This is a genomic window from Pseudomonas sp. GM21 (genome assembly GCF_000282215.1).
Classification (GTDB): domain Bacteria; phylum Pseudomonadota; class Gammaproteobacteria; order Pseudomonadales; family Pseudomonadaceae; genus Aquipseudomonas.
In genome coordinates this window covers 1-12,004 of sequence record NZ_AKJS01000190.1, presented here as the reverse complement: position 1 = coordinate 12,004, position 12,004 = coordinate 1, and the positions used below count along the sequence as shown (strand labels likewise).

At 59.5% G+C, this 12,004-nt stretch carries 10 protein-coding genes; 9 read left to right on the top strand and 1 reads right to left on the bottom strand.

Annotated elements, in window-relative coordinates:
- The first annotated feature begins 18 nt into the window (after positions 1–18).
- Entirely contained in the window at positions 19–1,287 is a 1,269-nt protein-coding gene (locus PMI22_RS02475; protein WP_007948947.1) for a malic enzyme-like NAD(P)-binding protein, read from the top strand.
- Between the two features lie 138 nt (positions 1,288–1,425).
- On the opposite strand, the gene PMI22_RS02480 is transcribed toward PMI22_RS02475, so the two are convergent.
- Positions 1,426–3,867 (bottom strand): penicillin-binding protein 1A, encoded by a 2,442-nt coding sequence (locus PMI22_RS02480; protein ID WP_409035793.1) that lies wholly within the window; start codon positions 3,865–3,867, stop codon positions 1,426–1,428.
- A 219-nt stretch (positions 3,868–4,086) separates the two neighbouring features.
- Here PMI22_RS02480 and PMI22_RS02485 point away from each other — a divergent pair, with 219 nt between their 5' ends.
- From PMI22_RS02485 to PMI22_RS02520, 8 genes are all read left to right on the top strand, one after another.
- The gene (locus tag PMI22_RS02485) at positions 4,087–5,151 is read left to right on the top strand and encodes a pilus assembly protein PilM (protein WP_007948945.1); all 1,065 of its coding nucleotides are present in this window, start codon (positions 4,087–4,089) and stop codon (positions 5,149–5,151) included.
- Complete coding sequence (locus PMI22_RS02490; RefSeq protein WP_007948944.1) at positions 5,151–5,717, top strand: PilN domain-containing protein; 567 nt, start codon at positions 5,151–5,153, stop codon at positions 5,715–5,717. The genes PMI22_RS02485 and PMI22_RS02490 overlap by 1 nt, the downstream gene beginning before the upstream one ends.
- Entirely contained in the window at positions 5,714–6,337 is a 624-nt protein-coding gene (gene pilO / locus PMI22_RS02495) for a type 4a pilus biogenesis protein PilO (protein WP_007948943.1), read from the top strand. The genes PMI22_RS02490 and pilO overlap by 4 nt, the downstream gene beginning before the upstream one ends.
- Positions 6,334–6,861, top strand: a complete 528-nt coding sequence (locus PMI22_RS02500; protein WP_007948942.1) for a pilus assembly protein PilP — start codon at positions 6,334–6,336, stop codon at positions 6,859–6,861. Before pilO ends, PMI22_RS02500 begins: the two co-directional genes overlap by 4 nt.
- A gap of 13 nt (positions 6,862–6,874) precedes the next feature.
- Positions 6,875–8,953 carry a type IV pilus secretin PilQ gene (pilQ, locus tag PMI22_RS02505; RefSeq protein WP_007948941.1) on the top strand — a complete coding sequence of 693 codons (2,079 nt, stop codon included), beginning with the start codon at positions 6,875–6,877 and terminating at the stop codon, positions 8,951–8,953.
- 4 nt (positions 8,954–8,957) lie between these two features.
- Entirely contained in the window at positions 8,958–9,476 is a 519-nt protein-coding gene (gene aroK / locus PMI22_RS02510) for a shikimate kinase AroK (protein WP_027922095.1), read from the top strand.
- Between the two features lie 151 nt (positions 9,477–9,627).
- Entirely contained in the window at positions 9,628–10,728 is a 1,101-nt protein-coding gene (gene aroB / locus PMI22_RS02515) for a 3-dehydroquinate synthase (protein WP_007948939.1), read from the top strand.
- A gap of 10 nt (positions 10,729–10,738) precedes the next feature.
- The coding region (locus PMI22_RS02520) for an AAA family ATPase (RefSeq protein ID WP_007948938.1) at positions 10,739–12,004 on the top strand (1,266 nt) is incomplete at its 3' end.

Here is a 12,004-nt window from a genome sequence, read left to right as displayed (position 1 = left end):
TAAAAGCGGAATGCCAAAATGTCTGATCTGAAAACTGCCGCTCTCGAATACCACGCCCATCCTCGTCCAGGGAAGCTGAGTGTCGAGCTCACCAAGGCCACCGCTACCGCCCGCGACTTGTCGCTGGCCTACAGCCCCGGCGTAGCCGAACCAGTACGCGAAATCGCCCGCGATCCTGAGCTGGCCTACAAATACACCGGTAAGGGCAACCTGGTGGCAGTCATTTCCGATGGCACCGCGATTCTCGGCCTGGGTAACCTCGGCCCATTGGCGTCCAAGCCTGTGATGGAAGGTAAAGGCGTGCTGTTCAAGCGCTTCGCCGGCATCGACGTTTTCGACATCGAAGTCGATTCCGAAAGCCCGCAAGCCTTCATCGACACCGTCAAGCGCATCTCCATCACCTTCGGTGGCATCAACCTGGAAGACATCAAGGCGCCTGAGTGCTTTGAGATCGAACGCGCTCTGATCGAGCAGTGCGACATTCCGGTATTCCACGATGATCAGCACGGCACCGCCATCGTAACCGCGGCCGGCATGATCAACGCCCTGGAAATCGCCGGCAAAACCCTGGCTGACGCCAAGATCGTCTGCCTGGGCGCCGGTGCGGCCGCCATCTCCTGCATGAAATTGCTGGTGAGCATGGGCGCCAACATCGAAAACATCTTCATGGTTGACCGTACCGGTGTGATCCACTCCGGCCGTGATGACCTGAACCAGTACAAGGCTGTCTTCGCTCACGCGACCGACAAGCGCACCCTGGCTGACGCACTGGCGGGTGCTGACGTGTTCGTTGGCCTGTCCGGTCCGAACCTGCTGAGCGCTGAAGGCCTGAAGTCCATGGCGGCCAACCCGATCGTATTCGCGTGCTCCAACCCGGATCCGGAAATTTCCCCGGAGCTGGCTCACGCCACCCGCGACGACGTGATCATGGCGACCGGCCGTTCGGACTACCCGAACCAGGTCAACAACGTGCTCGGCTTCCCGTTCATCTTCCGCGGCGCCCTGGACGTTCGCGCCAAGCGCATCAACGAAGAAATGAAAGTGGCAGCGGCCAACGCCCTGCGTGAACTGGCCAAACTGCCAGTGCCTCAGGAAGTGTGCGACGCCTACGGCGGCATCAAGCTGGAATTCGGCCGTGAGTACATCATTCCGAAACCAATGGATGCCCGTCTGATCACCCTGATCTCCGATGCCGTGGCCAAGGCTGCTATCGAGACCGGCGTGGCAACCCTGCCGTATCCGAAGAACTACCCGCTGAAAAGCGTGGATGACGTGTTTAACGGATAAAAGCAGTCGCCCATAAAAAAACCCAGCCTGGTGCTGGGTTTTTTTATGGGCTTAAAGTGGCAAGCTACAAGCTGCAAGTTAAAGGCGATGCGTACGGCTGTTGCTTCTGCTTGTGGCTTGAAGCTTGTAGCTGCCTCTCTAGAACAAATCGATCGGCGCCGCTTCATCTGCCGGTAGTGGGCTGCCCGGCGCACTGCCGTTACCCAGCTCGTCCCCCGACGGTGGCGTGTCTTCGGCCTTGAACAGTTCGAAGTACGCGCCTGGCGTGCCTGGGCTGGCGGCACGACCGCTGATTGGATCGACCCGCAGGCTCAGGATGCCTTCGGGCTCTGGCTGCGTATGCGGTGGCTTGTCTTTAAGGGCCGCAGCCATGTAGTTCATCCAGATCGGCAGCGCGACGGTGCCGCCGAACTCCTTGCGGCCCAGGCTTTCCGGTTGGTCGAAACCGGTCCAGACGGTGGTCACGTAGTCGGCGTTATACCCAGAGAACCACGCATCCTTGGATTCGTTGGTCGTACCGGTCTTGCCCGCGATGTCACCTCGTCCCAGGGCCAGTGCACGACGGCCGGTACCGAGCTTGATCACATCCTCCAGCATGCTGTTGAGGATGTAGGTCGTGCGGCCATCGACGATGCGCTCGGCGACGGCGGGTGTCGGCGGTGCAATGCCCGGCATCGCGGGTGCCTCGGTCGGGGTCGCATTGACCGTAAAGGGCTGTGCAACCGGTGCAGCAATACCGTTGGTTGCTACGTCGCCCCGGGGAACACTTGGCGGGTTGGCGACGAACAGCGTGTCGCCTTTGCGGCTTTCGATCTTGTCGATGATGTACGGGGTGATCTTGTAGCCACCGTTGGCGAAGGTGCTCCAGCCGGTGGCGATCTCCATTGGTGTCAGGGTTGCGGTGCCCAGTGCCAGCGACAGGTTGGGCGGCAGGTCCTGCTTGTTGAAGCCGAAGCGGCTGATGTAATCGATGGTCTTGCCAACGCCCATCGCTTGCAGCAAGCGGATCGACACCAGGTTACGCGACTTGTACAGCGCCTCACGCAGGCGAATCGGGCCGAGGAAGGTGTTGGTGTCATTCTTCGGGCGCCAGACCTTGTCCAGGTATTCGTCGACGAACACGATCGGTGCGTCGTTCACCAGGCTGGAGGCCGTGTAGCCACTATCTAGCGCGGCGCTGTAGACGAACGGTTTGAAGCTCGAACCTGGCTGACGCTTGGCCTGCATCGCGCGGTTGTAGTTGCTCTGTTCGAAGGCAAAACCGCCGACCAGCGCACGAATGGCGCCGTTCTGCGGATCCAGTGAAACCAGCGCGCCTTGCGCCTGCGGGATCTGGCTGAATTTCAGCGTGTTGTCCGGCTGGCGCTGCACGCGAATCAAGTCACCGACCTGAGCCACATCCGACGGTTGCTTCGGATTGGGCCCCATGCTGTTGGTGTTCAGGAACGGGCGCGCCCACTTCATGCTGTCCCAGCTGACGTGTCCTTCACCGGTGCGGGTCATCACTTGCAGCCCGTTTTTGTCGACCTGAGTGACAATGGCGGGTTCAAGGCCGTTTATGGTGCGTTGCTTGGTCAACTCGGTTGTCCAGGCTTCACGGGTCTTGCCCGGCAGGCGCGACTCGGGGCCGCGATAGCCATGGCGCTGGTCGTACGTGATCAAGCCATCGTGAACGGCGGTGTTGGCCATTTCCTGCAGATTGCTCGGCACGGTCGTGGTCACGCGAAAGCCTTCCGTGTAGGCGTCGCTGCCGTAACGACCGACCATCTCAGCCCGGGCCATTTCGGCGATGTACGGCGCATTCACTTCTGGAGTCGGCACGTGATAGCTGGCGTTCAGCGGCTCGTTGATCGCTGTGGTGTACTCGGCTTCGGTGATTTTCCCCAGCTTGTACATGCGCCCCAGAATCCAGTCGCGACGCTCTTTGCTGCGGGCCGGGTTGGCCAGCGGATTGAAACGCGAAGGGGCTTTTGGCAAGCCGGCGATCATCGCCATTTGGGCCAGGCTGACATCACGAATCGATTTGCCGTAATAGACCTGCGCCGCCGCCTCGATGCCGTAGGCGCGGTTGCCCAGGTAGATTTTGTTGACGTACAGCTCAAGGATCTCGTCCTTGGTCAGTTGCCGTTCGATCTGCAAGGCCAGGAGAATTTCGGTGGTTTTGCGCGAGAAGCTGCGTTCGCTGGTCAGGAAGAAGTTCTTTGCCACCTGCATGGTGATGGTGCTGCCACCGGACTGAATGTGTCCGCTTTTGACCAATTGGGTGGCGGCGCGCATCAGGCTGCTGGGATCAACGCCATAGTGGTTGGCGAAATTGTCGTCTTCAGCACTTAGTAACGCATTAATGAAATTGGGGGGAATGTCGGCGAAACGGATCGGAGTGCGGCGCATTTCGCCAAACTCTGCGATCAACTTGTCATCGCTGCTGTACACCCGCAAAGGAATCTGCAACTGGATGCTTCTCAGCGCCTCCACGGAGGGTAATCCGGGGCTAAGGTAGAGAAAGGCGCCGCTTAGACCCAGGAGCAGTCCGCAGAAAACGGCGACGATGGACCAACCGAAAAATTTCAGCAGACGGATCAAGGCTTTTGGACATCCAGGGCAAAGAATGAATGAGGCATCAGGGTTCAGATAAACAGGGAACGGCCCGCGCTTGAAGTAAAAACCGGAAAAAAACGCTGGGCATTATAAGCATTTTTCCGCAGGGAGCGTCATGGGCGCTTCTGTCAAGACGGGAGGTAATGAACGCAACGGATATTACAGAGTCCGTAAGACACGGAAAGTCATAGGGAATTGGTTGTGCCAGGACTCTTCAATAAAAAAGCCAACACACTGTTGGGGATCGATATCAGTTCCACGTCGGTAAAGCTTCTGGAATTGAGCCTTCGGGGCGGCCGCTATCGGGTCGAGGGATACGCGGTAGAGCCGTTACCCGCCAATGCCGTGGTCGAAAAAAACATCGCCGAGCTTGAGGGTGTCGGGCATGCGCTCTCTCGTGCGCTGCTCAAGGCCAGAACCCGTCTCAAGCACGTGGCGGTGGCGGTGGCCGGCTCGGCGGTGATCACCAAGACCATCGAGATGGACGGCGGACTTTCCGACGACGAGATGGAAAATCATCTGAAGATCGAGGCCGATCAGTACATCCCCTATCCGTTGGATGAAGTCGCCATCGACTTCGAAGTCCAGGGTGTGTCCGCGCGTAACCCCGAGCGGGTTACGGTGCTGCTGGCGGCCTGCCGCAAGGAAAACGTCGAGGTCCGTGAAGCGGCCCTGGCCTTGGCCGGCCTGACTGCGCGCGTGGTTGATGTCGAGGCCTATGCGCTGGAGCGTTCCTTCGGGTTGATATCAACGCAACTGGCCGTCTCTAACGAGCGACTGACGGTCGCGGTGGTGGACATCGGCGCGACCATGACCACCCTCAGCGTGCTGCACAACGGGAAGATTATCTATACCCGCGAGCAATTGTTCGGCGGTCGGCAACTGACCGAGGATATTCAGCGCCGTTATGGCCTGACGGTCGAACAGGCGGGGCTGGCGAAGAAGCAGGGCGGTTTGCCGGAGGACTATGCCAGCGAAGTCTTGCAACCGTTTTGTGAGGCGCTGGTGCAACAGGTTTCACGTTCGTTGCAGTTCTTCTTTGCCGCTGGCCAGTACAACACGGTCGATCACATCCTGCTGGCCGGTGGCACAGCGTCGGTGTCGGGGCTTGACCGGTTGATCGAGCAACGCCTGGGCACGCCCACTCTGGTGGCCAACCCGTTCTCCAACATGGCCTTGAGCAGCAAGGTCAACGCCGACGCCCTGGCCAGTGATGCACCAGCGCTGATGATCGCGTGCGGGCTCGCCCTCAGGAGTTTCGACTGATGGCGAAGATCAATCTTTTACCCTGGCGTGAGGAACGGCGGGAAGAACGCCGCAAGCGCTTTCTGGTGGCGTTGGTCGGCGTGCTGCTGTGCTCCGTAGGGGCGGTACTGGTCGTGGATCAGCTCATTGGCGGCGCCATCGATCGGCAGGTTGTCCGAAATGATTACATCGCCAAACAGATTGCAGTGGTCGATGAGCGCATCGCAGAGATCAATGATCTGAAGACCCGTCGCCAGCAGTTGGTCGAACGCATGCGCATCATTCAGGACTTGCAAGGCAATCGACCGATCAGTGGTCGGATCTTCGATCAATTGGCGCGTACGTTGCCGGACGGGGTGTATTTCACTGAAGTGAAAATGGTTGGTAAAACCCTGTCCATCAATGGTGCTGCGGAGTCCAACAATCGTGTGTCGGACCTGATGCGCAACCTGGCTGCATCCGACTGGTTCGATGCCCCGAGTCTTACGGAGGTCAAAGCCACGACGGCCGGTCAGCTGGATCAGGCCAATGTCTTTCAACTGACCGTTCGTCTGGCGCAGCCCGCTGTCGTGGGGGTCGAGCAATGAGCCCGTCGCGATGGTTGGAAGGGCTGCGCAATGTCGATATCAACGAACTGGACACCAATAACATGGGTTCCTGGCCGCCGGCGATCAAGGCGCTGGCGGGTGTTCTGCTGATGGTGCTGGTGTTGGCGCTCGGGTACGCCTTTTACCTCAATGATCTGGACGATCAGCTCGAATTGAGGCGCGAGGAAGAGTCGGCCCTCAAGGAGCAATTCGCGACCAAAGCCCGCATGGCAGCGAATCTGGAGCTGTACACCCAGCAACTGAAGGAAATGGAGGTCTCCTTTGGCGAGCTTCTGCGGCAGTTGCCCAGCGACACCGAAGTCCCCGGACTGCTGGAGGATATTACCCGCACGGGCCTCGGCAGCGGTCTGGAGTTCGAGGAGATCAAACTGCTGCCGGAAGTCACCCGGCCGTTCTACATCGAACTGCCGATCCAGATCACGGTAACCGGCGCCTACCATGACCTGGCGACCTTCGTCAGCGGCGTCGCCGGGCTACCCAGGATCGTGACGCTGCATGATTTCGACCTTGCACCGGCCAATCCTGAAGGTGGTCCGAAACTGCGTATGAGCATCCTCGCCAAGACCTACCGCTACAACGACACCGGGGTGCAAGAATGAGCCCGGTCCGTTGTGTATCGACGATGTTGTTGTTCGCCAGCCTGACTGCGTGTGGCAATGGCTCCGATGTCGGCGACCTGCATGCCTACATGAACGAAATGCGCCTGCGTGCCCCGGGCAAAATTGAACCAACGCCGACGTTTCGGTCTTACCCAACGTTCACCTACAGCGCCGCCAACCTGCGAAGCCCGTTTTCCCGACAGATCAGAGTGGACCTGGCCGGCCAGAAACGCGGTTCACACAATGTCTTCCCCGACCTCAACCGAATCAAGCAATACCTCGAAGGGTTCAACATCGAGCAGTTTGAGATGGTCGGCACGATCTCCAATGCCACTGGCGCCTATGCACTGTTGCGTGGAGCGGGCGGTGTGCATCGGCTGAAAGTCGGCGATTACCTGGGGCGCAACGATGGACGGATCGTCGCCATCAGCGGCTCACAAGTCGATGTGGTCGAAATCGTTCCCGATGGCGAAGGAGCCTGGCTGGAGCGACCACGGACCCTTCCTTTGAAAGAGCACTCATAGTGGAACTCGAATAATGAACAGGACTTTCTCAACCCTCGGTATTTCGCTATGGATAGCGATGATGTCTCCGATGGTACTGGCGACCAACCTCAAAGCGCTGGATGTTGCCGCGCTGCCGGGTGATCGCATCGAGTTGAAGTTGTCTTTCGATGGGCCGCCCCCCGCGCCCCACGGTTACACGACCGAACAGCCCGCGCGGATTGCGCTGGACCTGCCCGGCGTGGTCAGTCAGTTGGCGAGTAAAAATCGCGACCTGGGCGGCGGCAATGCCCGCAGCGCAACGGTGGTGGAAGCCAAGGATCGCACGCGGCTCATCATTAACCTGACGCAGTTGACTCCGTATAGCGCAAAGGTCGAAGGCAACAATTTGTTGGTGGTGATCGGGCAGGGGGGCAGTGGTAAAGCATTGCAACCGGCGGCGAGCGCGCCTCGTGCCGGGATGACAGCCCCGGCGCCGGCCAAAACCTACCCTGTCGTGAGCAAGGCCATTCGCGGCATCGACTTCCAGCGCGGCGCCCAAGGTGAAGGCAATGTGGTCATCGATTTGTCGGATCCGTCCATTGCCCCGGACATCCAGGAGCGCGAAGGCAAGATCATCCTCGGATTCGCCAGGACCCAATTGCCCGAAAAGTTGCGCGTGCGACTGGACGTCAAGGATTTCGCCACCCCGGTGCAATTCGTCAACGCCAGCACCACGGGCGACCGGGCCACGATCAGTATCGAACCCGGCGGCACTTTCGACTATTCGACCTACCAGACCGACACCAAGCTGACTGTCAGCATTCGGCCGATGACCCCTGAGGATCTGCAAAAGCGCAATTCAGAGCGATTTGCCTACACCGGCGAAAAACTATCGCTGAACTTTCAGGACATCGATGTCCGTTCGGTGCTGCAATTGATTGCCGATTTCACCAACCTCAATCTGGTGGCCAGCGACACCGTGCAGGGCGGCATCACCCTGCGGTTACAGAGCGTGCCGTGGGATCAGGCGCTGGACCTGGTGCTGAAAACCAAAGGGCTGGACAAGCGCAAGATTGGCAATGTTCTGTTAGTGGCGCCGGCAGATGAAATCGCTGCCCGGGAGCGTCAGGAGCTGGAATCGCAAAAGCAGATCGCCGAATTGGCGCCGTTGCGTCGAGAGCTCTTGCAGGTCAATTACGCCAAGGCCGCCGACATTGCCAAGCTGTTTCAGTCGGTGACCAGTGCCGAGGCCAAAGGCGACGAGCGCGGGTCGATCACGGTGGATGAGCGGACCAACAACATCATTGCCTACCAGACCCAGGACCGCCTCGATGAACTTCGCCGAATTGTCACGCAACTGGACATTCCGGTGCGTCAGGTGATGATCGAAGCGCGAATCGTCGAAGCCAACGTCGACTACGACAAAAGCCTCGGTGTGCGTTGGGGTGGCTCAGTGCAGAACAAGGGCAACTGGAACACGTCCGGGGTCAGCAATGGATCGTCGACCATTGGTACGCCGGGCAGTGGCGACACCAACTCTCCGTTTGTCGACCTGGGGGCGGCTGGCAGCACGTCGGGCATCGGCATCGCCTTCATCACCGATAACGTGTTGCTGGACCTGGAGCTGACGGCGATGGAAAAAACCGGTAACGGTGAAATCGTCTCGCAGCCCAAGGTGGTCACGTCCGACAAGGAAACCGCCAAAATCCTCAAGGGCACCGAGATCCCCTATCAGGAAGCCAGTTCCAGCGGCGCGACCTCGGTGTCCTTCAAGGAGGCTGCGCTATCGCTGGAAGTCACGCCGCAGATCACCCCGGACAACCGGATCATCATGGAGGTAAAAGTCACCAAGGACGAGCCGGATTACCTGAACATGGTGCAGGATGTGCCGCCTATCAAGAAAAACGAGGTCAACGCCAAAGTCCTGGTCAATGACGGCGAGACCATCGTCATTGGCGGAGTTTTCTCAAATACTCAAAGCAAGGTTGTAGATAAGGTGCCATTTCTCGGCGATGTGCCGTATCTTGGCCGCCTTTTCCGGCGTGACGTGGTTTCGGAGAAAAAATCCGAGCTGCTGGTATTTCTCACACCGCGTATCATGAACAATCAGGCGATTGCTGTGAGTCATTGATTCTGTGCGAAATTTGATTCTTGTTGGACCGATGGGCGCTGGTAAAAGCACCATCGGCCGGTTGCTGGCCAAAGAGCTGCGCCTGCCGTTCAAAGATTCCGATAAGGAAATTGAATTGCGCACGGGCGCCAATATCCCGTGGATTTTCGATAAGGAAGGCGAACCGGGCTTTCGTGACCGCGAGCAGGCGATGATTGCCGAGCTGTGCGGCTGCGATGGCGTGGTGCTGGCGACCGGTGGTGGCGCCGTAATGCGTGAAGCCAATCGTCGGGCGCTGCATGCCGGTGGTCGGGTGGTCTACTTGCATGCTTCCGTCGAGCAGCAAGTGGGACGTACGGCCCGCGACCGCAATCGACCCCTGTTGCGGACCGCCGATCCGGCCAAGACCCTGCGGGATCTGCTGGCTATCCGCGATCCGCTTTATCGGGAAATCGCCGATCTGGTGGTTGAAACCGATGAGCGGCCGCCGCGAATGGTCGTGCTCGACATTCTCGAACGCTTGCAACAACTGCCTCCCCGTTAATGCGCTGCGCGAAATGCGCTATCCTCGGCGTCCTGCCATGACCGCTCAAGGTTGTGGCGCATGGCTACCGAACGGCGTTACACCAGCAGGCACCGTGGACATTCGATAACTCAAGGCAGGAAGCCTGATTCAATCTTCATTGTGGGGACACATGCAGACACTCAAGGTCGATCTAGGCGAGCGCAGCTACCCGATTCATATTGGCGAAGGTTTGTTGGATCAGCCCGAGCTGCTGGCCCCGCATATTCGCGGACGGCAAGTAGCGATTATCTCCAACGAGACCGTTGCACCGCTCTATCTCGAACGTCTGACCCGCAGCCTGGCGCAGTTCTCGGTTATTTCCGTGGTGCTGCCCGATGGCGAAGCCTTCAAGACCTGGGAAACCCTGCAGCTGATTTTCGACGGTCTGCTGACTGCACGGCACGACCGCCGCACCACTGTGATCGCCCTGGGTGGCGGCGTGATTGGTGACATGGCCGGGTTTGCTGCCGCCTGCTACCAGCGCGGCGTTGATTTCATCCAGGTGCCGACTACGTTGCTGTCGCAAGTTGACTCTTCGGTGGGCGGCAAGACCGGTATCAACCATCCGCTGGGCAAAAACATGGTCGGCGCGTTTTATCAGCCGAACGTGGTGCTGATCGATACCGCGACGCTCAATACCCTGCCGGCCCGCGAACTGTCCGCCGGGCTTGCCGAAGTCATCAAGTACGGGCTGATCTGCGACGAGCCGTTCCTGACCTGGCTCGAAGAAAACGTCGATCGCCTGCGCGCCCTGGACCAGGTCGCCCTGACCTACGCCATCGAGCGCTCTTGCGCCGCCAAGGCTACGGTGGTCGGTGCCGACGAAAAAGAGACTGGTGTTCGTGCCACATTGAACCTCGGTCATACGTTCGGCCACGCCATAGAAACCCACATGGGCTATGGTGTCTGGCTTCATGGTGAGGCAGTAGCTACCGGTACCGTGATGGCGCTGGAAATGTCGGCCCGCCTGGGCTGGATCAGCGAGCAAGAGCGTGATCGCGGTATTCGCCTGTTCCAGCGCGCCGGACTGCCGGTCATCCCCCCGGAAGAGATGACCGAAGCCGATTTCCTCGAACACATGGCAATTGACAAGAAAGTGATCGACGGTCGTTTGCGCCTGGTGCTGCTGCGCCACATGGGCGAAGCGGTGGTGACCGACGATTATCCGAAAGAGGTTTTACAGGCCACGCTGGGAGCGGACTACCGCGCCCTGGCTCAGCTTAAAGGTTAATAAGATCCCAATGACTAGTTTGCATGCCGACGAGGCTTTCCTCGGCCATTACCAGTTGAGTCATGACCCTTTTGCTCCGCGGGTTCCTGGCTTCAAATTTTTCCCGGCCCAGCGCAAACCGGTGCTGGGACAACTGCATCACCTGGCGCGCTATAGCCAGTTGCTGCTGGTGGTCACCGGTCCGCAAGGCAGTGGCAAGACCCTGTTGCGCCAGGCCCTGGTGGCCAGCACCAACAAGCAGTCGGTGCAGAGTGTGGTGGTGTCCGCCCGCGGCGCTGGCGATTCGGCTGGCATTTTGCGCCAGGTCGCTCAATCGCTGAACGTCGAGCAGGCCGAGATCGGCGCCATTCTGGCGCAAGTAGTGCAGCTCGCGTTGACCGGTCAGGAAGTCTATTTGCTGGTGGATGACGCCGAGCAACTCGACGAGTCCGCGCTGGAGGCCCTGATGGCCCTGGCTGCCGGTGCACCTGAAGGTCGCCCGCATGTGTTCCTGTTTGGCGAGTCGTCGCTGATCGCTCAGCTTGAGGCGCTAAGCCTTGAGGAAGAGCGTTTCCACGTCATCGAACTGCAGCCTTACACCGAAGAAGAAACCCGCGAATATCTGGATCAGCGACTCGAAGGCGCTGGCCGGGGTATCGAACTTTTCACTGCGGATCAGATCTCTGATATTCACGAAAGCTCCGATGGCTGGCCGGGCAACATCAATCAGGTTGCCCGTGATGCAATGATCGAAGCCATGATTGCCAGCCGCTCTGCGGTGAAGCGTCCAAAAATGGGGTTCAACATGCCGAAGAAACACGTATTGGCGATTTCCGCCGTTGTCGTGGTCGCGGTAGCCGCCGCCTGGTTGCTTCCGGGCCGCAGCAAAGCACCGACCACTGGCGCACCTGCCAACGAACAGGCTCAGCTGCCGCTGGGTGAGGGCTCGCCACAGCCTAACGGCGGTGCACCTTCCGTCGAATTCGCCGGTAACTCGCAGCCAATGCCATTGCCGCTGGTCGGCAACTCGCAACCGGTCATGCGCGGTCCGTTGGCTGAAGCCGCCGGTGGTATCACTGAAGGCGATGATGGTGTGCCGGTCGAGGGTTCCAGCGCTACACCGCCAACCGTTACCACCGTCGCGCCGCCAGCAGGCGTTCAGCCAGGTCCCGCGCCGACACCGGCTGCCAAGCCTGTTCCTGCACCGACTCAGGTAGCGACCGCCAAGCCAGCCCCGGCTGCACCTGCCGCCAAGCCGGTTCCAGCGCCAGCCAAGGTTGCGGTCGTGGCGGCTGCC

Bases quoted from the DNA above. Each gene is read 5' to 3' on its own strand.
- PMI22_RS02475 (WP_007948947.1), top strand. From the start codon at position 19: ATGTCTGATCTGAAAACTGCCGCTCTCGAATACCACGCCCATCCTCGT.
- PMI22_RS02490 (WP_007948944.1), top strand. From the start codon at position 5,151: ATGGCGAAGATCAATCTTTTACCCTGGCGTGAGGAACGGCGGGAAGAA.
- pilO (WP_007948943.1), top strand. From the start codon at position 5,714: ATGAGCCCGTCGCGATGGTTGGAAGGGCTGCGCAATGTCGATATCAAC.
- PMI22_RS02500 (WP_007948942.1), top strand. From the start codon at position 6,334: ATGAGCCCGGTCCGTTGTGTATCGACGATGTTGTTGTTCGCCAGCCTG.
- pilQ (WP_007948941.1), top strand. From the start codon at position 6,875: ATGAACAGGACTTTCTCAACCCTCGGTATTTCGCTATGGATAGCGATG.
- aroB (WP_007948939.1), top strand. From the start codon at position 9,628: ATGCAGACACTCAAGGTCGATCTAGGCGAGCGCAGCTACCCGATTCAT.